The following is a 21,084-nucleotide window of genomic DNA, read 5'->3' as shown; positions in this document are numbered from 1 at the left end:
GCCGATGGGCCGGGGGCCGCCGGGGTCGTGGTGCGCGCGGCGCGCGGGTTATTCGGCGGATGGCGGGTTATTTGGCGGCGGCCAGGCACAGCGTCTTGGTGCCCGCCTTGTCGACCACCGACATGATCACGTTCGGGTAGGCGTCGCAGCCGTTGCTGTCGCCGGTCGACAACGCCGCCGCCACCTTGAACGCCGCGTTCCCGGCGTCGCAGCCGACCTTCTTGAAGCCGCCCTTGAGCGGGGCGGTGATGCAGTCCCCGGCCTTCGCCGCCGAGGGCCCCGGCCGATTCGCGAACCACAGCGCGCCGCCGAGCAGCGCGACCACGACGAGCACCGCGGAGAGCGTGACTATGCGGCCCTTCACTCGTCGAGGTCCAGTACTCGGGCGTGCAGCACCGTCCGCTGCTGGAGCGCGGCGCGCACCGCGCGGTGCAGGCCGTCCTCCAGGTAGTAGCCGCCCCGCCAGTGCACGACGTGCGCGAACAGGTCGCCGTAGAACGTGGAGTCCTGGGACAGCAGCGCGTCCAGGTCCAGGTGGCGTTTGGTGGTGATGAGCTGGTCCAAGCGGATCTGGCGCGGGGCCACCTCGGCCCACTCCTTGAAGGAGCGTCCGTGGTCGGGGTACGGCCGCCCTTCGCCGATGCGCTTGAAGATCACTGCACCAGGGTAGCCGGAGCACCCCGGGAAGGCGTCCGTCGGTCGGCAAAGAGGACACAAAATCGTGACCGTACGGGGCCGGACGGTGATCTCCGGGCTGTGGTGGGAAAACGGCCTCGGCGGAAAAATTAAGGACGGCGTACGAACCCGCTCCGCGATCACGGGAGTCGACAGGGATGTGAGACTGAACAAGGGAAGCCGCGGCACGGACCGTCCCGACCACCGGGAGGAGTTCCGCGAGTTCGCCGTGGCGAGCCAGAGCCATTTGCGGCGATCGGCCTACCTGCTCTGCGGCGACTGGCATTTCGCAGAGGATCTCGTCCAGATCGCGTTCGACCGCATCTATCGGCACTGGCACCGGGTCCGCGCCGCGGACAATCCGCATGCTTACGCCAGCCGAGTGGTCTTCCGCTGCTATCTGGACTCCCGGAAGAAGCACCTTGACATGGTGCCCGTGGCACATCTCCCGGAGCCGGCGGCCCGTGGCGACTCCACCGACACCCGCCTCACGGTCCTCGAAGCGCTCGCGCGACTCCCGCCCCGCACCCGCGCCGTCGTGGTGCTGCGGTATTGGGAGGACATGAGCGTGGAACAGACCGCGGAGATCCTCGACCTCGCCCCGGGCTCGGTGAAAAGCATGGCCAGCCGGGGGCTGGGGTTGTTGCGGGTGCGGTTGGCCGATCTCGCCCGGACGCCCTCCGGCTGAGGCTGAGCAGGATCGAGGAAACGACTGAGCATGGACATCGAAGATTTCGAAGCAAGCGAGGACGCCGCGGTGCGCGGGGTGCTCGGCACGGCCTTCGGCGTCGCCGAGCCGCCGTTGCGGGACCTCGCGAGCGGGTCCATCGCCCGCGGGGACTCCGCGCGCCGCCGCAACCGGGTGTTCGCCGTCGGCGGCACCGCGCTGAGCGTGGTGGCGGTGGTCGGGACGTTCGCGGTGGTGGCCGGGACCGGCGGGGAGGGCCGGAGCAGGACGGCGGGCGCGTCGGGTACGGCGAACGCCTCGCCCCCCCGATCGGTGGCCGAGCAGGCCACCGACGAGGCCGACAAGGTGCAGGACGTCCGGACGCGGCTGCCGGTTCTGTTGCAGCCGCTGCTGCCGGCCGGGGTCACCGTCCGGCCGGCGCCGTCGGACTACATGGTGCTGAGCCAGAACACCTTCCTGCTGACCGGGCCGGACGGTACGACGAGGCTGAGCGCGACCGGCGGCACGGTGGATTGGATCCCCGACCAGGACCGGATGACGGGCTGTCTCCAGGTCGGCACCTGCGACGTCCACAAGGTCTCGGGCGGGACGGTGTACGTCAACGACGTCAGCCACACGGCTGCCGACGCCTCCGGGGGGCTCCAGGACTCGCTCAAGCCCGGTACCTCCAACCAGATCGTGGGCCGCGAGGTCTGGATGACGTTCATCCCCAACGACCGGAGCGCCCAGTACCTCCAGTTCCGCCAGGCCACGGCCGTCGCGGTGCCTCAGTACCTGGAGAAGGCCCCGGTCGGATGGACCGAGGCGTGGCCGCCGGTGGCACCGGTGAAGGACGGCTTCAACGCGAAGGGGGTGCAGTTCTCCGCCGACGCCTTCGCCGCGTTGGCCGTCCGTCCGGGGATCGACAAGGTCGAGACCTTGCTGGACGGGAAGTCCGCCGCCTCGCCGGAGGCCGTGCAGGCGGTCGACGACGTCAACCGCCGGCTCTCCGGCCTGATGAAGCCGGTGCTGCCGCCCGGGGTGGAGCCGAGGGTGTATGTCCAGCCCGGTGGGGCGACGATGCTCCTCACCGGGCCGTCCGGCGACAACACGCTGCAGATCTCGACCGTGGAGCGGGAACATACGCCCTTCACGCTGGCCCAGGCCTGCCCCAGTGCGGCCGAGGCGCAGAACTGCGAGCAGCACGCGGTGCCCGGAGGCCGGGTGCTGACCTGGTCGATGGTGTCCAACGGCGACGGGAAGACGGGTACGTCCCGCAAGCCGACCGACTTCCAGTACTGGTACCTGCCCGACGACGCCAGTCAGCCCGCGGTGGACTTCATGCTGTCGACCGTCTCCGCCACCGGCGACTCCTCAAATCCGGTGACCACGGACGATCCGCTACTGACGGTGGGGCAGTTCAGCGCGGCGGCGAGTCGCACGCAGCTGGCCGATATCGCCGCTCAGGTGGTCGCGCTGGTGAAGTGACCGAGTGCTTCGGCGCCATGGCCCAGGGCCTCGGACGGGTTTCCGTCCGAGGCCCTTGGACATTCGCCCGCGATATCCCCTTTACCGAGACGATCAAGCGGGGTTAGCTCGATCTCATGCGCTCCGCGACTGAAGACGAGATCCGCGCCAGCTTCGCCAACTGCACCCAGGGTGAGGCCTCGCGCATCCCGATGCCTCGTGATCTGACCGCCACGCCGTGGCCGGACCTGGACTTCCTGGGCTGGCGCGACCTTGGAGCTCCCGACCGCGCCTACCTCGTCGCGCCGCGCGGCGACGACGACCTGATCGGCATCGCCCTTCGCACTGCCACTACCCGCAAGGATTTCCTGCGCCGGAACCTGTGCTCGCTGTGCTTCACCACGCATCAGGGCGGCGGCGTCGCGCTGATGACCGGTCGCAAGGCGGGCGACCCGGGTCGCCAGGGCAACTCTGTCGGCCTCTATATGTGTACGGACCTGTCGTGTTCTCTATATATCCGTGGAACCAAGTCGCCCGGCCGTGACGCCCGTATGGCGGAGACGCTAAGCGTTGAGCAACAGATCGACCGGATGATGGGCAAGCTTGAGGGCTTCTTCAAGCGTTTGGCGGTCTAGAGCGTGTTTTAGAACCCTAGGCGGCGTCACGCACCGCGGCACTGCGGGTAATGATGGCGACCGCGACCAGTGCCAGGGCGGACAGGCCCTGGAGGACGGCGTACCAGGCCGGGCACAGACCGGGGATCAGGTCGACGCCGATGAGCGCGATCGGCATGACCGTCGCCAGGGTGCGGATGTGGTCGAGGGCTGCGGGGGAGCCCTCGGAAGCCTTGGTGGCGAACCGGTGGAGCATCGGTGCGATCGCCAGGAGGATGCCGCCGCGGACCCACATGAACGTGGTCACGGTGTGGTGGGTGAAGGACATCACGGCGACTGTGCCGAGGACGATCGCGCTGATCGCGCCGAAGAGGACCACGTACTTCTTGATGGTCTCGAAGGCCGTGGTGGCCGTGGTGGCCGCAGTGGTTGCGGTGGTCGCGGTGATGGTCGTGGTCGTGGTCGTGGTCGGGATCGCGGTCGCCGTCTTGCTCGTCATGATTTCTCCTCCGTGTCGTTGGTGATCTCAACGGTAGGAAGCGGCGGATCAGCGCGGTATGCGTCTGGCCACACACCCGGGTGGGGCTGGACCCACTCTCGGTCTGAACTGTGCGGATGCGGGCTCTGCGGCACGCACAGTGGGAGCATCGTCGAGAGCGGAGGGATCAAGGAATGAAGCAGTCGGGTGCGGGGTCGGTCGGGTGGGTGGTGCGGACCGGGCTGCGAATCGGGGTGCTGATCGGCGCGGGGTTTGTGCGGGCGTGTGCGGTGGCGGCTGTCTGTCTGGCGATACCGGTGTTGTGGGGCGGCGCGGTGGTGCTGGGGATCTGGTGGGGTGTGGCCAATCCGTGGTCGTGGCTCGTCCCGGTGGTGATCGTGGCCGTGGGCACGCCGGTTCTGGCGCGTCCGGTGTGCAGGGCTGTCCGGTACCTCGTCGCGCGCTGGACCGGGACCGTGATCCCCTCCGGGTACCGGGAGGCCGGGCCGGTGACGCGGATGGCCACGGGCTACTGGTGGAACGGCTTCTCCTACGAGCGCACTCGCCGGGACGCCGTCATGGACCAGAAATGGCGGGTGCGCTGGCTCGATCCGGCGAACTGGCGTGACCTGCGGTTCTCGGTGATCGCGCCCTTCACCGCGGGCCTGGTCGCTGCCGTCCCGCCGGGCGGTGCGGTGGCGGCGGGGTTCGGACTGGCGGGGGCGGAGGCGGGGTCGCCCCTGGTCAGGGTGGTCGGGGTGGTCGCGCTGATGGTGGCGGTCGGCTCCGCGCCGTTCGCGTGGCGGCCGGTCGAGCCGGTCGCGGTCCGGTTCCTGCGGCCCTCGTCGGCGATGGCCCTGGCGGAGCGGGTGGAGGAGCTGACCGCGCAGCGGGCCGACGTGACGGTGGCCCAGGCCGCCGAGATCCGCCGGATCGAGCGGGATCTGCACGACGGCGCCCAGGCCCGGCTGGTCGCGCTCGGCATGTCGCTGACGGCGGCGCAGCGGCTGATGGACACCGATCCCGACCGGGCCCGGGCCCTGATCCGGGAGGCGCAGGCCGGCGCCAAGGCCTCGCTGGCCGAACTCCGGGAGCTGATTCGCGGCATCGCGCCGCCGGTGCTGAGCGAGCGCGGGCTCGTCGACGCGATCCGCGCCCTCGCGCTGGACATCCCGTTGGAAGTGGAGGTCGCGGTCGCCGCGGAGCGGCCGCTGCGCCTGGACCCGCCGATCGAGGCCGCGGTCTACTTCGGCACCGCCGAGCTGCTGACCAACGCCGCGAAGCACGCGCGGGCGACCCGGGCGCGGATTTCCCTGAAACGCAGCGAATCCAGCGTGGTCGTCGAGGTCTGGGACGACGGCCGCGGCGGCGTGGTGGTCCGCCCCGACGGCGGCCTGGCCGGTCTGCGGCGCCGGCTCGGCGTCTTCGACGGCACCTTGGAGATCACCAGCCCACCCGGCGGCCCGACCAGTGCGGTCATGATGGTGCCATGCGAATCCTCGTAGCCGAAGACCTCTATCTCCTGCGCGACGGCCTCGTGCGCCTGATCGAGGCCTGCGGCCACGAGGTCGTCGCCACCGCGGTCACCGGCCCGGAGACGCTGGACGCGCTGCTCAAGATCCGCCCCGACGTGTCCGTCGTCGACGTCCGCATGCCGCCGACCCAGACCGACGAGGGCCTGCGCGCCGCCCTGGCCGCCCGCGCCGAGGTGCCGGGACTGCCGATCCTGATCCTGTCCCAGCACGTCGAACAGCTCTACGCCCGCGAACTGCTGGCCGACGGCTCCGGCGGCATCGGCTACCTCCTCAAGGACAGCGTCTTCGACGCCGACCAGTTCATCGACGCCCTGGAGCGCGTGGCCGCCGGCGGCACCGCCATGGACCCCGCGGTGATCGCGAAGCTGCTCTCCAGCAGCACCCCGAGCACCCACCTGGACCGCCTCACCGACCGCGAACAAGCCGTCCTCGCCCTGATGGCCGAAGGCCTGTCCAACCAGGCCATCGGCCGCCGCCTCTTCCTCAGCGAGAGCGCCGTGGGCAAGTACACGACCTCGATGTTCGGCAAACTCGGCATCCTCGACGACGACGACACCAACCGGCGGGTCCGGGCGGTGCTGACGTATCTGAACAAGTAGCTGAGGCGTCTGAACGAGTAGTCGGCGGAGCGCGATGTCCGGCCGCCAGCAGCCGGACCTCGCATGCCGCGCCAATGACGAAGGCCCGGACAGCGTGGCTGTCCGGGCCTTTCGTACGCCCACTCGGGCGGAAGCGGAGGATACGAGATTTGAACTCGTGAGGGGTTGCCCCCAACACGCTTTCCAAGCGTGCGCCCTAGGCCACTAGGCGAATCCTCCGTCGAGAAGCATACCCGATGTTCGGGATGGCTCCGCACTCCTATATAGTTGTCCTCGGACTCCCATGCGGCGTCATCACACTCAACTCCCCCAGGGCTTGACGGCAGCAAGGGTCGGTGTGCTCTGGCGGGTGCATGGGGGTTCCTTTTTTGTCCGGATGTCGGTGTCAGCAGATACCTTGGCTACGTGTCTCTCGCGCTCTATCGCCGCTATCGGCCCGAGACCTTCGAGGAGGTCGTCGGCCAGGACCACGTCACGCTGCCGTTGCAGCAGGCGCTTCGGAACGGCCGGGTGAACCACGCCTACCTGTTCAGCGGGCCGCGGGGGTGCGGCAAGACCACCAGTGCGCGGATTCTGGCGCGGTGTCTGAACTGTGAGCAGGGGCCCACGCCGACGCCGTGCGGGAGCTGCCGGTCGTGCGTGGAGCTGGCGAACGGCGGGCCGGGGTCGATCGACGTGATCGAGATCGACGCGGCTTCGCACGGCGGGGTGGACGACGCGCGGGATCTGCGGGAGCGGGCGTTCTTCGCGCCGGCCGCGTCCCGGTTCAAGATCTACATCATCGACGAGGCGCACATGGTGACCTCGGCGGGCTTCAACGCGCTGCTGAAGGTGGTGGAGGAGCCGCCGCCGCATCTGAAGTTCATCTTCGCCACCACCGAGCCGGAGAAGGTGATCGGGACCATCCGGTCGCGGACCCACCACTACCCGTTCCGGCTGATCCCGCCGGGGGTGCTGCGGGAGCACCTGGCCGACATCACCGCGCGGGAGGGCATCAAGGTCGAGCCGGAGGTGCTGCCGCTGGTGGTGCGGGCCGGTGCCGGGTCGGCGCGGGACGCGATGTCGGTGCTGGACCAGCTGCTGGCCGGCTCCGACGAGTCCGGGGTCAGCTACGCCATGGCCACCGGGCTGCTCGGGTACACCGACGCCGCGCTGCTGGACCAGCTCGTCGAGGCCTTCGCCGGGCACGACGGCGCGGCCGTGTTCCGGATGGTCGACCAGGTGGTGGAGAGCGGGCACGACCCGCGCCGGTTCCTGGCCGACCTGCTGGAGCGGTTCCGGGACCTGGTGATCCTGAACGCGGTCACCGACGCCGCCGGGGGCGACCCCGGCGCGGCCCGCACGCTGATCGACGTTCCCGACGACCAGTTCGAGCGGATGAGCGCCCAGGCGCGCGCGTTCGGCGCGGCCGAGCTGTCGCGCGCGGCGGACCTGGTGAACACGGGGCTGACCGAGATGCGCGGGGCGACCGCGCCCCGGCTGCTCCTGGAGCTGGTGTGCGCCCGGGTGCTGCTGCCCGGCGCCGACCCCGGCGAGCAGGGGATGGCCGCGCGTCTGGACCGCCTTGAGCGGCGCGGGGTCGTGATGGGCGCGGCCGCTCCGGCGCCGATGGCCCCGATGGGGGCGCCGGGTGCCGGGCCCCGGGTGGTGGAGGACGAGTACGACGAGGCGCCGGCGGTGGCTCGCCGGGCGCCGGCGCAGCAGCAGCAACAGCCGCAGCAGTCGTATCAACAGCAGCAGTCGAACCAGCAGCACCAGCCGCACCAGCAGCACCCGGCGCAGCCCGCCCCGCCCCAGGGCGGCGCGGGGCAGGGCAGTGCGGGGCAGGGCGGTTCGCTGGGCACGCCGCCGTGGGAGAACCCGGCCCAGAACGCCGCGCCCCCCGCCGCCCCGGCTTCCGCCCCCGCCGCCCCGACTGCTCCCACCGCAGGTCAGCGCGGCTCCGGAGGCACTCTGGGCACACCGCCCTGGAGCCAGGACCCCGGCCCCGGCGGTGCCCCCGGTTCCCCTGGCGCCCCCGGAGCCTCCGGGAGCGGTGCCCCGGCATCGGGGTTCGACGCCGGTATGTCCGCCGCCGCCTCCGACGCCCCGCCGTGGGCGGCCGAGGAATCGGCGTCCGCCCATCCGGCTTCCCCCTCGGCTTCCCAGGCGCCGCCCCAGGCCGCCCCGCCCGTCCCGGCCGCCCCGCAGACTGCCCCGCAGACTCCGCCCCCGGCCGCCCCGCAGCCCGCTCCGTCCCGCTCCGGCATCGACATCCGCGGCATGTGGCCGGACCTCCTGGAAGAGGTCAAACGCCGCGACGGCCGGGTCAGCTGGATGCTGCTGAGCCAGAACGCCCAGGTCCTCGGCCTGGACGGCGACCGGCTCCAGGTGGCGTTCATCAACGCCGGCGCGCGGGACCGGTTCGTCGGCCGCGGGACCTCCGACACGCTCCGCCAGGCGGCCAACGACCTGTTCGGCTTCCAGTGGCAGGTCGACGCGATCGTCGACCCGTCCCAGACCCCCGGCACGTCGATCGCGCCCGGTGTCTCCATGGCGCCCCCGCCCCCGGCCCAGATGCCTCCGCCGCCGAGCGCGTATCAGTCCTCGCAGCCGTCGGCGCCGCCGGCCCCGCGCGAGTCCGAGGCGTCGCAGCAGACTGGTTCCGCGCCGCAGCAGCAGACCTCCCAGCCGTCGTCGCCCGCGCCCCCAGCGGCCGAACCGCACCACCAAGCCCAAGCTCAGGCCCAAGCCCAGAGCCAGCCCCAGACCCAGCGTCCGTCGGCGCAGTCCGCCCCACAGCAACCGCAGCAACCGCAGCAGCCGCAGTCTCCCCCTTCGCCCCCGCCGGCCCCGGCGGTGCGTCCCGAGGACGACGTCGTCTCCGAGGACGACGAAGTCCTCGCCGAGGACAACGCCACAGCGCACGAACTCGTCATCCGCGAACTCGGAGCACAGCGCCTGGACTCCGAGGACTGATCTCCGCCCCCGACTCCACCCCCGTCTCCGCCCCCCATCTCCGCCCCGCCGGACCGGGGCATCCCACCCGTTTCCGGCCGTCGGTTTTCCGCCACCAGGAACCTCCCCAGGCCCCCGCCCGTTCTCGACGCCGATCGTTCCGGACCGGGACACGCGGTATTGGCCGCCCCAGTCCCGGAGCGCGTATGGTCGAGTACGACTTCACATAGCGGCACGAATAGCGGCATGAACAGGAGCTCGCACAGTGGCTTTCCCCGACGCGACCGGCCCCGCCGGCGGCATGCCGGATCCCGGCAGCTTCGACCTGCAGGGCATGCTCGGCCAGGCCATGCAGATGCAGCAGCAGATGATGGAGGCCCAGCAGGAGCTGGAGAACACCGTCGTCACCGGCACCGCCAGCGGCGGCCTGGTGACCGCGCGGGTGACCGGCACCGGCGACCTGGTCGGCCTGGACATCAAGCCCGAGGCCGTCGACCCCGAGGACACCGAGCTGCTCGCCGACCTGGTGGTGGCCGCGGTGCGGGACGCCCGCGCCGCCGCCGACCGGCTGGCCTCGGAGAAGATGGGCCCGCTCGGCGGCGGCATGCCGGACCTGGGCAACCTCGGCAACCTCTTCGGCTAGGGCGGGTCGGGGAACAGCGCATGTACGAGGGTGTGGTCCAGGACCTGATCGACGAACTCGGGCACCTGCCGAACATCGGCCCCAAATCGGCGCAGCGGATCGCCTTCCACCTGCTGCAGGCCGACCCCGCCGACGTCCGGCGGCTGGCCGACGTCCTGGTCCGGGCCAAGGAGCAGGTGCGGTTCTGCGCCGTCTGCGGCAACGTGACCGAGAGCCCGGAGTGCCGGATCTGCCGCGATCCGCGGCGCGACCCGGCCAGCATCTGCGTCGTCGAGGAGTCCAAGGACGTCGTGGCCATCGAGAAGACCCGCGAGTTCCGCGGCCGCTACCACGTGCTCGGCGGCGCCATCTCGCCGATCGACGGGATCGGCCCGGACGACCTGCGGGTCCGGGAACTGCTCAAACGCCTGGCCGACGGCACCGTCACCGAGGTGATCCTGGCCACCGACCCGAACCTGGAGGGGGAGGCCACCGCCACGTACCTGGCGCGGCTGATCAAGCCCATGGGTCTGAGGGTGACCCGGCTGGCATCGGGCCTGCCGGTGGGTGGGGATCTGGAATACGCCGACGAGGTCACCCTCGGCCGGGCGTTCGAGGGGAGAAGGCAGCTCGATGTCTGAACCGATGACCTCCGACGACTTGTCGGACTTCGCGATCGAGATCCACGACCAGGTCACGTCCTTCCTGCTGTCGGTGCGCGCGGTGGCCCGCGGCGACGCCCCGGAGTCCAGCGTCCCGATCCTGCTGCTGGAGACCTCGCAGCTGCTGCTGGCCGGCGGCCGGCTCGGCGCGATCCGGGACGTGGTCCCGGACGAGCGGTTCGAGACCGACGCCGGGCCCGACCCGGACCTGGACGAGCTGCGCGAGAAGCTGGCCGGGCTGCTCAAGCCGGTGAACACCTACAAGGAGGTGTTCGACCCGCTGGCCCCCAAGTCCGAGATCGAGACCCGGCGCATCTCCGACGACCTGGCCCTGGTCTGCGCCGACCTGGCGCACGGCCTGGCGCACTACAAGGCCGACCGGGTCACCGAGGCGCTGTGGTGGTGGCAGTTCTCCTACCTGTCCAGCTGGGGCCCGGCGGCCTCGGCGGTGCAGCGCGCGCTGCTGTCCGTGGTGGCCCGCTCCCGGCTCGGGGCCGCGACGGTCTGACCTGGGACGGCGGGTGGTCCCGGCGCCGATCCCACATGGTGAGAGCTCAGGGCTGTCTCAGCAGCCCTGATTAGACTCGAACGCGGCGGGCCGCCCTTTGGCGCGGCCTGTCGCGGCCCGCGGCGCCGAACGCCGCGCCCGCCGCCCGAACCGCCGCACCAGCCTCACCCGAGGGAGACACCGCGTGGGCCTCATCGTCCAGAAGTACGGAGGCAGCTCCGTTGCCGACGCCGAGTGCATCAAGCGGGTCGCCAAACGGATCATGGAGACCCGGCGGGCCGGTCATGAGGTGTGCGTGGTGGTCTCGGCCATGGGCGACACCACCGACGAGCTGATCGACCTGGCCAAGCAGGTCTCGCCGATCCTGGAGGGCCGCGAGTACGACATGCTGCTCACCGCCGGCGAGCGGATCTCGATGTCGCTGGTGGCGATGGCCATCAACTCCATGGGCGGCGACGCGCGCAGCTTCACCGGCTCGCAGGCCGGCGTGATCACCGACCAGTCCTTCAACAAGGCCCGGATCACCTCGGTCACGCCGGGCCGGATCCGGGCCGCGCTGGACGAGGGCGCGATCACCATCGTGGCCGGCTTCCAGGGCGTGTCGGAGACCACCAAGGACATCACCACGCTGGGCCGGGGCGGCTCGGACACCACGGCGGTGGCGCTGGCCGCCGCGCTGGGCGCCGACGTCTGCGAGATCTACACCGACGTGGACGGCGTGTTCTCCGCCGACCCGCGGCTGGTGCCCACGGCCCGTAAGCTGCACCGGCTGCAGTACGAGGAGATGCTGGAACTGGCCGCCTCCGGCGCCAAGATCCTGCACCTGCGCAGTGTCGAGTACGCCCGGCGGTTCAACGTCCCGATCCACGTCCGCTCCTCGTTCTCCCAGCACGAGGGCACCTGGATCCGGGCCAAGGAAGACAAGGTGGAAGGAGAGACCGTGGAGCAGGCCATCATCGCCGGAGTCGCCCACGACACCAGCGAGGCGAAAGTCACGGTGGTCGGCGTCCCGGACAAGCCGGGGGTGGCGGCGCAGATCTTCCGCACCGTCGCCGATGCCGAGCTGAACATCGACATGGTGGTGCAGAACATCTCGGCGGCGGCCACCGGCCGCACCGACATCTCCTTCACCCTGCCGGTCGGCGACGGCCGCAAGGCGATCACCGCGCTGCACAAGGTGCAGGAGGCGATCGGCTTCGAGTCGCTGCTGTTCGACGACCAGATCGCCAAGGTGTCGCTGATCGGCGCGGGCATGAAGTCGCATCCCGGGGTGACCGCGGTGTTCTTCGAGGCCCTGTCCCAGGTCGGCGTGAACGCCGAGATGATCTCGACCTCGGAGATCCGCATCTCCGTGGTCTGCCGCGCCGACGTCGTCAAGGACGCCGTCGCCGCCCTGCACACCGCTTTCGGCCTGGACGCCGAGAGCGCGGAAGCCGTGGTTTACGGAGGCACCGGCCGATGACCAGTAAGAAGCCCACCCTCGCCGTCGTCGGCGCCACCGGCGCGGTCGGCACCGTGATGCTGGACCTGCTGTCCACCCGCGAGGACGTCTGGGGCGAGATCCGCCTGATCGCCTCGGCCCGCAGCGCCGGCCGCAAGCTGGTCTGCCGCGGCCAGGAGATCGAGGTCGTGGCGCTGTCCGAGGAGGCCTTCGAGGGCGTCGACGTCGCGATGTTCGACGTGCCCGACGAGGTCTCGGCGCGGTGGGCGCCGATCGCCGCCGTCAAGGGCGCGGTGGCCGTGGACAACTCCGGCGCGTTCCGGATGGACCCGGACGTGCCGCTGGTGGTGCCGGAGGTCAACGCCGCCGCCGCCCGCAACCGCCCCAAGGGCATCATCGCCAACCCGAACTGCACCACCCTGACCATGGTCGTGGTGCTCGGCGCGCTGCACCAGCGCTACGGCCTGAGCTCGCTGGTGGCCTCCTCCTACCAGGCCGCCTCCGGCGCCGGCCAGCCCGGCATCGACACGCTGCGGGCCCAGGTGGCCAAGGTGGCCGGCACCAACCTCGGGACCCACCCCGGCGACCTGCGCGGCGTGGTCGGCGACCTGGGCCCGTTCCCGGCGCCGCTGGCGCTGAACGTGGTGCCGTGGGCCGGCTCGCTCAAGGACGACGGCTGGTCCTCCGAGGAGCTCAAGATCCGCAACGAGTCCCGCAAGATCCTGGGCCTGCCGGACCTGCGGGTCTCGGCGACCTGCGTGCGGGTCCCGGTGATCACCACGCACTCGGTGGCCGTGCACGCCACCTTCGAGAACGAGGTCACCGTGGCCGGCGCGCACGAGATACTGCGGGCCGCGCCGGGCGTCGTCGTGCTCGACGACCCGGCGGCCGGGGAGTTCCCGACCCCGGCCGACGTGGTCGGCACCGACCCGACCTGGGTGGGCCGGATCCGGCGCTCGCTGGACGACCCGAAGTCCCTGGAGCTGTTCATGTGCGGTGACAACCTGCGCAAGGGCGCGGCGCTGAACACCGCGCAGATCGCCGAGGTGGTCGCGGCCGAGCTCACCGGGAAGCTCTGAGAAAGTCTGAGAATTCTGCGCCGAGGCCGTACCTTCGGGTACGAATAGACGCATGCTTGTGTCGGTACACCCCCGTAGGCGGTACAACTCTACGGGGGTGTTCTGTGTCTAACCGTTGTGAGCGCAGAAGTCTTCGCGGTGCGGCCGCCGTGGCCGGGGCTGCCGGTGACGGCTGACTCCGGCGCCGCCAAGGTCGGCGACGTCAGCGTGGACCTGCTCACCCGGACGTACCGCGACCACTACGCCGCCCTGCTGAAACTCGCCGCTCTGCTGCTCGACGACGCCGCTTCCTGCGAGGACGTCGTGCAGGAGGCGTTCATCCGTGTGCACAGCGCCCGCACCCGGGTCCGGGATCCCGAGAAGCTGCTGGCCTATCTGCGCCAGACCGTGGTGAACCTCTCGCGCTCCACGCTGCGCCGGCGGCTGATCGGCATGCGGCTGGCGCCCAAGCCGATGCCGGACATGGCCAGCGCCGAGGAGGGCGCGTACGACCTGTTGGAGAAGGACGCCCTGATCCAGGCGCTGCGGGGCATCCAGCGGCGCCAGCGCGAGGTGCTGGTGCTGCGCTATTTCGCGGATCTGACCGAGGCCCAGGTGGCCGCTCTGCTGGGGATCTCGATCGGGTCGGTCAAGGCATACGGGTCTCGGGGGATCGAGGCCCTTCGGGTACGGATGGAGGCGTTCCGGTGAGCGCGCCGCACGAGGACGACGACCGGACGCCGGTGCCGCCGGACGGGGACGGCTGGACGCCGACGTCCTTGGACGGCGATCCCGGCCTCGACGATTCGGCCGTCGACGCGCTCGGCGCGCTGCTGCGTGAGCGCATGCAGCAGGCGGTGGCCGGGCTGGAGCCGCAGGGCGCGGCGCTGGAGATGCTGCGGCGCGCCGTCCCGGCCCGGCGCCGCCGTCGGCACGCCGCGCTGGCCACCACGGCGGTCACGGTGTTCGCGGTCGGCGCCGGCGCGATGCTGGCCGCCCGCGGATCGCTGCTCGACCCCCCCGAGCCGAGGCACGCCGGCGGCACCGAGGTCGGCAACCTGATGAGCACCGGGACCAGCGGCGCGCCCGGCGGCGGCTCCGGACACGGGCCGGATCCGATCAGCGGGCAGCAGAACACCGCGTCGGCGTCGCCGAGCAGCGCGACGGGGACGTCGGCGACGTCGTTGTCGCAGACCACGAAGGGGCCGCCGCCGTCGGTGTCGTCGGCCGGACCGGCCTCCGGCGCGCCGGCGCTGTCGCCGTGTCAGAGTTCCTCGGTGTCCTCGGTCGTCGGGACGCAGACCTCGGTGGGCGGCATCGTCTACGAAACCGTTGTCGGGACAGTGAAATCGGCCTGCACGCTGACCGGGACGCCGGCCTTGAGCGTGTCGGGTGGCACCGGCTCTGGCGGTACTGGCGCTACCGGCGGTACCGGCGCCCTCGGGCGTGTGACGCAGTACAAGCCCGATCCCGCGGTGACGCCGTTGCTGGCCGGGCTGCCGTCCGGGCAGACGCTGATCCTCGCTCCCGGCGACCGGTTCGAGTTCCGCTTCGCCTGGGTGCCTTTGGCCTGCGCGGTCCAGCCGTCGCCGACGATCGTGCCGACCACCGTCGCGACGACGGGATCCCCGGCCAGTCCGACGGTGGTGCCGACCACCCCCGGCTCGTCGGGCGGTGCCGTGGCCACTCCCACCGGGCCGACGCCGACCCGGCCGACGCCCGCCTGGACCACGGCGACGTCGACAGCGCCCGCGGGATCCTCGTACTCGGTGTCGTACGCCGTCTCCGGGACACAGTCGCAACAGACTGCGATCTTCAGCGCGGCATGCGGCGCCGCCCTTTATGTCACCGACTATTTCCCGCCGGACGGGAAGAGTACGAGGCACGGGACCGAAGGGTCGGCGACGGCTACGACGGCCCTATCGGCCGCGCACTAACGGGATCTTTATGTGAGGGCTGTGAGCCTCGCAGCATGAGGCTCACCAAGAAGCGCGGCGGCGTGATCGCCGCTGTCGTGATGGCCGGCGGTCTGACCGCCGCGAGCGCGACTTCGGCCTTCGGCGCCGCCCCGGCGCACAGCTCCAAGACCCAGCTGGGACCTCGCCATGGAACCCACCAGCGGTTGGGGATGCACGGCGAGCGGACCGTGAAGGGTAAGGACGGCAAGAGCGTCGTTCATGAGTGGCAGACCGGGACGGTCACCGCGGTCAGCGGCGACACGGTCACCGTCAAGAGCACCGACGGGTTCACGTTGACCTGGACCGTCGACGCCACTGCCAAGGCGCACTTGGGTGGCAGGGGTGCTAAGGGCGCCAAGGGGGGCGCCAAGGGCGCTCAAGGCGCACCGTCCAAAGTCGGCGACAAGGTCGTCGTCGAAGGGGTGAAGTCCGGTTCCGTGAACCAGGCGCGCTTCGTCGTCGACCGCACTGCCCGGCAGGCGGCCAAGGCTGCCAAAGCCGGTGCCAAGCCCGGGGGCAAGGACACCAAGAAGACGCCGTCCACGGGCAAGCACCACCGGCCCGCAGGGTCCACCAGCCAGGACGGAAAGGTTCCGGCGCGCGACGCCTGATCTTCCCGTCTTCCAGCCGGACTCCGGTGTCCCCACAAAACAACCCCACCCCGGAGTCCGGCTTCACTCTTTCGGGAGCCGTTTCACAATGCGCTGAGGTAGACCCAGTTCCCGTCCTCGCGGACGAACGAACTGTTCTCGCGCAGCGAGTCGGCGTGGCCGGATTCCGTGTAGCGCGCGATGAATTCGACGGTGCCGTCGGTGTTGAAGGCCGTTCCGCCGGTGGTGCCCACGATCTCCAGACCGGTCCAGCGGGTGCGCGGATCGAGGTCCAGGTGCGCCGGGCGGGTCGAGGAATGCCATGACCGCAACAGGTACGCGGCATCGTTCACCGCGAAGGCGCTGTAGCGGGAGCGCATGAGTTGCTCGGCTGTGGCGGCTGTCGCGCGGCCGTCGTGAAGCGCGCCACAGCAGTCGGCGTAAGGCTTTCCGGTGCCGCACGGGCAGACGGTCGGGGCCGGTGGTTGGTGCTGGGACCGACCAGAACCCGTGTGATTGCTGGGGTTCCTGTGCTTGTCGCGGCCGCGGCCGGACCCGCGACCGGACCCGCGGTCAGTGCGCGGCACTCGCGGCCTGCCCGCGGATCTCCAGGTGGTCCAACAGGTCCTGGGTGGCGGCGGCCACCGCGGCTACCGCGGCGTCGAAAGCCTCGGTGTTGGCCTTGCTGGGCGCGCGGAAACCACTGATCTTGCGGACGTACTGGAGGGCGGCGGCGCGCACGTCCTCCGCGGTGGGGTCGGCGACATACGGTTCTCGGAGCGTCTTAATCGAGCGGCACATAGCTTCAGGCTAAACCGGGCCGCCGACGTTCGCGGGTGCTGAATGATGCGCAGTGCACACTCAGCGGCGAGTGTCGTGCGGATGCGCGAGATGCCAGGCGGCGCGCGCGGAGTCGAAGAGGTGGTCGGTCGCGCGGGCGGAGTCGACCGAGGACCAGACGGTCGCGGCGATGGCGATGCCGACGACGGCCGCGAGGGCCCGGCGCCGGGGCGGGGGCGGGGCCAGCAGCGCGCGGACCCGGGCACCGACGTGCGCTTGGGCCATCGCCGGGACGGTGCGCGGCAGGTTGGTCAGGGCGGCCCGGCCCAGGGCCCGGGCCAGCACATGGCGGTCGCCGACGGCCGCGGCGGCGTCCTCGTCGGCCCAGCGCTCGGTGGCCGCGGTGACGGCGTCGGGCAGCCGCCACAGCAGCGGGTTCGCGACCGCGGCCAGATGCGTGAGCAGCAGGTACAGGTGGTGGCGGCGGCGCAGGTGGGCCTGCTCGTGGGCGAACATGGCGCGGCGCTGGGCCTCGTCGAGGGTGCGGAGCAGGGCGTCGGTGGCGACGATCCGCGTCGGGATCGCGGCGTGGCCGGGCAGCGGCGGGATTCCGGGCACGGCGAAGGCCTGGGCGCGGGCGTCGTGGATCACGGTGATGCTCGCCGGCTGCGCGGCGAACGCCTTCGCCAGGCGATAGGTGCGCACGGTCTCGTGCCACAGCCGGATCCCGGCGCGGACCCCGAAGGGCAGCAGGCCGAGCAGGGCCAGGCCGGCCACGGTGCCGACGAGCGGGCTGATGGCGCCGTGGCCGAGGACGGTGTCGGAGAGCCGGCCCTCGGCGGCGACGCCCGGGACGCGCAGCAGCGCGCAGGTGGCGAGCAGGGTCAGGGACGCCAGCGAGGTGACCGCGGTGGCCAGGGCGGCGGCGGTCAGCAGCACGGTGGCGACGGCCGGGGGCAGGCGGCGGCCCAGGGCGGGGCCGGCCGCGCCGAGGAGGAGGGCGGCGAGCAGGGGGAGGTAGACGGTGGCCGTCATCGGCCCGGGTCCCGCGTCATGGCAGCTCGCCCAGCAGTTCGCGGATCACCGCCGCGTCGTCCGCGGAGATCTCGCCGAGGAACTTCGACAGCACGGCCGGCCGGTCGCTGCTGCCCTCCAGGGCCGCGCGCATCGCCTCGGCCGCCAGGTCGGACTGGGCCACGACCGGGGAGTAGGCGTAGGCCTTGCCTTCGCGGACGCGGGTGAGCATGCCCTTGTCGTGCAGGCGGTCCAGGATCGTCTTCACGGTGGTGTAGGCCAGGCCGTCGCCGAGCCGCTCCTGCACCGCCGCCGGGGTCAGCGGATCGGCCGAGGCCCACAGCGTGGCCAGCACCTCCTGCTCCAGCGCGCCGGCCGGTCTGCGTCCGGTGCTCATCAGGCGGTCTCCTCCCTCATCCCCGCGGGCTCGGCGGTGTCGTCCGCATAGATGCTACAGCTTGTAGTAGATTGCGGGATGGGAACCCCGTGTTCACCGGGTGTTCACCTGTACTGCCGCACTGCGCATGGGCCGCGCCCCCCGATCGTAGGAGTATCCCGATGCCGAAGGTACGCCACTGGCTGGTGATCCCGCTGACCCTGTTCACCGGGGCCGTGATCATCGGCCTGGTGGCCGCGCACACTTCGGCGACCCGGAGCACCGAGCTGGCATGGGACGCGCATATCCAGGAGTTGCGCACCGGCTGGCTGAACCGGGTGATGCTGGACCTCGCCGACGCCGCCGCGCCGGTCGCCGGGCTGGTGATCCTGGCGCTGATCACCATGTACTTCCTGTGGCGCGGCAACCCGGTGCAGGCGGTGGCGACCTTCCTGGTGATCGCGGTCGGCTGGAACAGCTCGCAGATCGCCAAGCTGATCGTGGCCCGGCACCGGCCGCCGACGGTCTACTCGCTGGCACCGGAGACGGGGTCGAACTCGTATCCGTCCGGGCATGTCGCGTTCGCGGTGTCGTTGGCGATCGCGGTGTGCATGCTGGCGGCCGGTACCCGCTGGTTCCGGCTCACGGTGGCGCTCGGCACCTTGTGGACGCTGCTGATCGCGTTCAGCCGGCTGTACATCGGGGCGCACTATCCGCTGGACGTGCTGGGCTCGGTGCTGGTGAGCGTCGCGGCGATCGTCCTGCTGACCGGGCTGTGGCACGGCTGGATCGCCGGCAATCTCTGGCGGGTGCCGCTGCTGGCGCGGTTCGGGCCGGTGCCGGGGCCGGTGGCGGTGGCCGAGACCGCTTCGGTGGGCAGCGGGGCGCCGCGTTCCAACTGAACGCCGACGCCCCGTGCGGCTTTCGCTTCTGGTTCCGCTAAGGCTTCAGATAAGGCTTCAGAATGTCGCCGACTCGCCCGGCTTGAGCAGGTGCAGCCGGTCGCTCAGCCCGGCCGCGGCGAAGGCCGCCACCAGCTGCTCGCCGCCCTCGCTGAAGTGCGCCCACTGCTCGAAGTGCAGCGGCACCACGGCGCCGGCCTGGAGGATCGTCGCCGCTTCGGTGGCCGCGGCGCTGGTCAGGGTCAGGTAGGCGTCGCCCATCAGCGGGGTGCGGGCGCCGCCGGCGAACAGCAGGGCGACGTCGATCGGGGCGTAGCGCTCGGCGATCTCCCGGACCCGGTCCAGGGAGGCGTTGTCGCCGCTGACGTAGACCGTCGGCAGGTCGGTGCCGGTCAGCAGGAAGCCGGTGACCTCGCCGACCACCGGTTCGCTGCCCTCCGGGCCGTGCAGCGCCGGGAGGCCGGTGACCAGGGCGGTGCCGCCCTCGGGGCGGTCGAACTCCTGGCTCACCCAGTTCGGCAGGCCCAGCACCGCGCCGCCGAGGCGCTCCTCGGCCGACCGGGTGCTCAGCACCAGGCGGGCGGTGTCGAGGTAGTCGCGGCCGCCGCGGTCGAGGTTGTCCGGGTGCTGATCGTGGGACAGCAGCACCACGTCGACGGCGCCCACCTCGTCGGCGCTCAGGGCGGGTCCGGCGGTCTTGGTCAGGACCCGCTTGCCGACCTGGTAGTCGCCGGGCGGGTCGAAGGTCGGATCCACGAGGATCTTGACGCCGCCGTAGTCGAGCAGGGCCGAAGGGCCACCCAGGGAGCGGACGGTGAAGGAATCCGGAATCGCCATGGATCAACACTAGAACGATCACGCCGGGAACGGAGGTGGCCGCGGCGTCGGCCGGATCGCTCCGGTCCGGACGCCGCGGCCACTGGTGCGGTGGTGCGGTGGTGCATGCCAGTGTGCGCGCATCGATCAACTGGTGGATCAGTGATCTGATCAATGATCTGATCTGCGAACTGGTCTGCGAAGTAGTTCCCGCGATCTGATCCGCGATCGGATCCGCGTCGGCCACCGGCGCGGGTCTTTCCTCAGGCCAGCGCGGCCTTCACCGCGGCGGCGACCCGGCCGCCCTCGGCGCGCCCGGCGATCTTCGGGTTGAGCGCCTTCATGACCAGGCCCATGCCCTTGGGGCCCTCGGCGCCGGTCTCGGCGATCGCCTCGGCGACCAGCGCGGACAGCTCGTCGTCGGAGAGCTGGGCCGGCAGGTAGCGGGCCAGCACCTCGCCCTCGGCCTTCTCCCGCTCGGCCTGCTCCGGGCGTCCGCCGTCGGCGAAGGCCTCGGCGGCCTCACGGCGCTTCTTCGCTTCGCGGGTGAGCACCTGGACGACCTCGTCGTCGGAGAGCTGGCGCGCCTCCTTGCCGGCCACCTCTTCGTTGCCGATGGCGGTCAGTGCCATCCGCAGCGTGGCGGTCACCAGCTCGTCGCGGCCCTTCATGGCGGCGGTGAGGTCGGTGCGGAGCTTTTCCTTCAGCTCGGTCATGATCATCCCTTCTCATCTGCACCCCAAGTCTGTCACCAACTCCCCCGGTCCGGCCGCGCCATTTCCGGCGGCGCCGATAATGGAGGGCATGCGCAAGCTCGTGACCGTCCCCCTGACCCTGGCCGGAGCCGCCGCCGCCGGCCTGGCCTACGCCCACAAGGTCGAGCCCAACCTCTTCCGTCTCCGCCGCTACGAGGTACCGGTCCTGCCGCGCGGGGTCCGTCCGCTGCGCATCCTGCAGGTCTCGGACATCCACATGATCCCGGAGCAGTACCGCAAGGTGCGCTGGCTGCGCTCGCTGGCGGCGCTGGAGCCGGACTTCGTGATCAACACCGGCGACAACCTCTCGCACCCCGAGGGCGTCGGCTCGGTCCTGGACGCCCTGGAGCCGCTGATGGAGCTGCCGGGCGTGTTCGTCATGGGCTCCAACGACTACCTGGCGGCCAAGCCCCTGAATCCGGCCAAGTACCTGCGCGGCGGCGACCCGAGCAAGCGCACCCGCGGCCTGGGCCCGCTCAACGACTGGCAGCGCCTGCGCGACGGCTTCACCAAGGCCGGCTGGCTGGACCTGACCAACCGCTCCGACCGCCTCACCCTGCCCGGCGCGGCCGGCCCCACCCTCGGCCTGGTCGGCGTCGACGACCCCCACATCCGCCGCGACGACTACGC

General features: G+C 71.3%; 26 protein-coding genes, 1 tRNA gene and 1 other RNA gene. 18 read left to right on the top strand and 10 right to left on the bottom strand.

The window, feature by feature from the left end; translation table 11 throughout:
* Positions 1–67 precede the first annotated feature (67 nt).
* Positions 68–364, bottom strand: a complete 297-nt coding sequence (locus ABD481_RS13800) for an LppU/SCO3897 family protein (protein WP_344666014.1) — start codon at positions 362–364, stop codon at positions 68–70.
* Positions 361–657: a type II toxin-antitoxin system VapB family antitoxin gene (locus ABD481_RS13795; RefSeq protein WP_344666013.1), complete on the bottom strand. Its 297-nt coding sequence runs from the start codon at positions 655–657 to the stop codon at positions 361–363. The genes ABD481_RS13800 and ABD481_RS13795 overlap by 4 nt, the downstream gene beginning before the upstream one ends.
* 85 nt (positions 658–742) lie before the next feature.
* Between ABD481_RS13795 and ABD481_RS13790 the strand changes: the two genes are divergently transcribed.
* From ABD481_RS13790 to ABD481_RS13780, 3 genes are all read left to right on the top strand, one after another.
* Entirely contained in the window at positions 743–1,363 is a 621-nt protein-coding gene (locus tag ABD481_RS13790) for a SigE family RNA polymerase sigma factor (protein ID WP_425559165.1), read from the top strand.
* A 30-nt stretch (positions 1,364–1,393) separates the two neighbouring features.
* Complete coding sequence (locus ABD481_RS13785) at positions 1,394–2,830, top strand: hypothetical protein (protein ID WP_344666012.1); 1,437 nt, start codon at positions 1,394–1,396, stop codon at positions 2,828–2,830.
* Positions 2,831–2,946: 116 nt separating this feature from the next.
* Positions 2,947–3,444: an FBP domain-containing protein gene (locus tag ABD481_RS13780; protein WP_344666011.1), complete on the top strand. Its 498-nt coding sequence runs from the start codon at positions 2,947–2,949 to the stop codon at positions 3,442–3,444.
* Positions 3,445–3,460: 16 nt separating this feature from the next.
* Here the strand turns inward: ABD481_RS13780 and ABD481_RS13775 are convergent, their stop codons facing one another.
* Positions 3,461–3,922 carry a hypothetical protein gene (locus ABD481_RS13775; RefSeq protein WP_344666010.1) on the bottom strand — a complete coding sequence of 154 codons (462 nt, stop codon included), beginning with the start codon at positions 3,920–3,922 and terminating at the stop codon, positions 3,461–3,463.
* Between the two features lie 173 nt (positions 3,923–4,095).
* Here ABD481_RS13775 and ABD481_RS13770 point away from each other — a divergent pair, with 173 nt between their 5' ends.
* Both ABD481_RS13770 and ABD481_RS13765 read left to right on the top strand, forming a co-directional pair.
* Positions 4,096–5,406, top strand: coding sequence for a sensor histidine kinase (locus ABD481_RS13770; RefSeq protein ID WP_344666009.1), 1,311 nt, complete (start codon positions 4,096–4,098; stop codon positions 5,404–5,406).
* Positions 5,391–6,035 carry a response regulator transcription factor gene (locus ABD481_RS13765; RefSeq protein WP_344666008.1) on the top strand — a complete coding sequence of 215 codons (645 nt, stop codon included), beginning with the start codon at positions 5,391–5,393 and terminating at the stop codon, positions 6,033–6,035. The genes ABD481_RS13770 and ABD481_RS13765 overlap by 16 nt, the downstream gene beginning before the upstream one ends.
* 134 nt (positions 6,036–6,169) lie before the next feature.
* Here ABD481_RS13765 and ABD481_RS13760 read toward each other — a convergent pair.
* Positions 6,170–6,254 (bottom strand) — tRNA-Ser (locus ABD481_RS13760).
* A 53-nt stretch (positions 6,255–6,307) separates the two neighbouring features.
* On the opposite strand from ABD481_RS13760, the gene ffs reads away from it, so the two are divergent.
* From ffs to ABD481_RS13710, 10 genes are all read left to right on the top strand, one after another.
* An RNA gene (ffs, locus tag ABD481_RS13755) (signal recognition particle sRNA small type) lies at positions 6,308–6,404 on the top strand.
* Positions 6,405–6,440: 36 nt separating this feature from the next.
* Positions 6,441–8,993 carry a DNA polymerase III subunit gamma and tau gene (locus ABD481_RS13750; protein WP_344666007.1) on the top strand — a complete coding sequence of 851 codons (2,553 nt, stop codon included), beginning with the start codon at positions 6,441–6,443 and terminating at the stop codon, positions 8,991–8,993.
* A gap of 280 nt (positions 8,994–9,273) precedes the next feature.
* On the top strand, positions 9,274–9,615 hold the full coding sequence (locus ABD481_RS13745; RefSeq protein WP_344666066.1) for a YbaB/EbfC family nucleoid-associated protein: 342 nt from the start codon (positions 9,274–9,276) through the stop codon (positions 9,613–9,615).
* A 20-nt stretch (positions 9,616–9,635) separates the two neighbouring features.
* Positions 9,636–10,235, top strand: a complete 600-nt coding sequence (recR, locus tag ABD481_RS13740; protein WP_344666006.1) for a recombination mediator RecR — start codon at positions 9,636–9,638, stop codon at positions 10,233–10,235.
* Complete coding sequence (locus ABD481_RS13735) at positions 10,228–10,764, top strand: DUF5063 domain-containing protein (RefSeq protein WP_344666005.1); 537 nt, start codon at positions 10,228–10,230, stop codon at positions 10,762–10,764. The genes recR and ABD481_RS13735 overlap by 8 nt, the downstream gene beginning before the upstream one ends.
* 184 nt (positions 10,765–10,948) lie before the next feature.
* Complete coding sequence (locus tag ABD481_RS13730; protein WP_344666004.1) at positions 10,949–12,226, top strand: aspartate kinase; 1,278 nt, start codon at positions 10,949–10,951, stop codon at positions 12,224–12,226.
* Positions 12,223–13,284 carry an aspartate-semialdehyde dehydrogenase gene (locus ABD481_RS13725; protein WP_344666003.1) on the top strand — a complete coding sequence of 354 codons (1,062 nt, stop codon included), beginning with the start codon at positions 12,223–12,225 and terminating at the stop codon, positions 13,282–13,284. The genes ABD481_RS13730 and ABD481_RS13725 overlap by 4 nt, the downstream gene beginning before the upstream one ends.
* Before the next feature lie 159 nt (positions 13,285–13,443).
* Positions 13,444–13,974: a SigE family RNA polymerase sigma factor gene (locus ABD481_RS13720; protein ID WP_344666065.1), complete on the top strand. Its 531-nt coding sequence runs from the start codon at positions 13,444–13,446 to the stop codon at positions 13,972–13,974.
* Entirely contained in the window at positions 13,971–15,200 is a 1,230-nt protein-coding gene (locus ABD481_RS13715) for a hypothetical protein (RefSeq protein ID WP_344666002.1), read from the top strand. The genes ABD481_RS13720 and ABD481_RS13715 overlap by 4 nt, the downstream gene beginning before the upstream one ends.
* 35 nt (positions 15,201–15,235) lie before the next feature.
* Complete coding sequence (locus ABD481_RS13710) at positions 15,236–15,832, top strand: hypothetical protein (protein WP_344666001.1); 597 nt, start codon at positions 15,236–15,238, stop codon at positions 15,830–15,832.
* Positions 15,833–15,915: 83 nt separating this feature from the next.
* On the opposite strand, the gene ABD481_RS13705 is transcribed toward ABD481_RS13710, so the two are convergent.
* Genes ABD481_RS13705 through ABD481_RS13690 form a run of 4 tightly spaced genes read right to left on the bottom strand, consistent with a single transcriptional unit; the run spans position 15,916 to position 18,002 of the window.
* Positions 15,916–16,398, bottom strand: coding sequence for a YchJ family protein (locus tag ABD481_RS13705; RefSeq protein WP_425559164.1), 483 nt, complete (start codon positions 16,396–16,398; stop codon positions 15,916–15,918).
* Positions 16,385–16,612: a DUF2277 domain-containing protein gene (locus ABD481_RS13700; protein WP_344666000.1), complete on the bottom strand. Its 228-nt coding sequence runs from the start codon at positions 16,610–16,612 to the stop codon at positions 16,385–16,387. The genes ABD481_RS13705 and ABD481_RS13700 overlap by 14 nt, the downstream gene beginning before the upstream one ends.
* Positions 16,613–16,672: 60 nt before the next feature.
* Positions 16,673–17,626: a M56 family metallopeptidase gene (locus tag ABD481_RS13695; protein ID WP_344665999.1), complete on the bottom strand. Its 954-nt coding sequence runs from the start codon at positions 17,624–17,626 to the stop codon at positions 16,673–16,675.
* A 16-nt stretch (positions 17,627–17,642) separates the two neighbouring features.
* On the bottom strand, positions 17,643–18,002 hold the full coding sequence (locus ABD481_RS13690; RefSeq protein ID WP_344665998.1) for a BlaI/MecI/CopY family transcriptional regulator: 360 nt from the start codon (positions 18,000–18,002) through the stop codon (positions 17,643–17,645).
* A 161-nt stretch (positions 18,003–18,163) separates the two neighbouring features.
* Between ABD481_RS13690 and ABD481_RS13685 the strand changes: the two genes are divergently transcribed.
* A complete protein-coding gene (locus ABD481_RS13685) occupies positions 18,164–18,883 on the top strand; it encodes a phosphatase PAP2 family protein (RefSeq protein ID WP_344665997.1) in 720 nt (239 codons plus the stop codon).
* Positions 18,884–18,940: 57 nt separating this feature from the next.
* Here the strand turns inward: ABD481_RS13685 and ABD481_RS13680 are convergent, their stop codons facing one another.
* Entirely contained in the window at positions 18,941–19,720 is a 780-nt protein-coding gene (locus tag ABD481_RS13680; protein WP_344665996.1) for an MBL fold metallo-hydrolase, read from the bottom strand.
* Between the two features lie 35 nt (positions 19,721–19,755).
* On the opposite strand from ABD481_RS13680, the gene ABD481_RS13675 reads away from it, so the two are divergent.
* A complete protein-coding gene (locus tag ABD481_RS13675; protein ID WP_344665995.1) occupies positions 19,756–19,920 on the top strand; it encodes a hypothetical protein in 165 nt (54 codons plus the stop codon).
* Positions 19,921–19,962: 42 nt separating this feature from the next.
* Here ABD481_RS13675 and ABD481_RS13670 read toward each other — a convergent pair whose 3' ends face one another.
* A complete protein-coding gene (locus ABD481_RS13670; RefSeq protein ID WP_344665994.1) occupies positions 19,963–20,415 on the bottom strand; it encodes a GatB/YqeY domain-containing protein in 453 nt (150 codons plus the stop codon).
* A gap of 88 nt (positions 20,416–20,503) precedes the next feature.
* On the opposite strand from ABD481_RS13670, the gene ABD481_RS13665 reads away from it, so the two are divergent.
* Positions 20,504–21,084, top strand: a 581-nt coding sequence (locus ABD481_RS13665; RefSeq protein WP_344665993.1) for a metallophosphoesterase, incomplete at its 3' end; no start/stop codon positions are given.

The organism is Catenulispora yoronensis (genome assembly GCF_039531695.1).
GTDB lineage: Bacteria > Actinomycetota > Actinomycetes > Streptomycetales > Catenulisporaceae > Catenulispora > Catenulispora yoronensis.
Note: the sequence above shows the minus strand (reverse complement) of the source record. Positions and strands in the feature narration are given on the sequence as shown.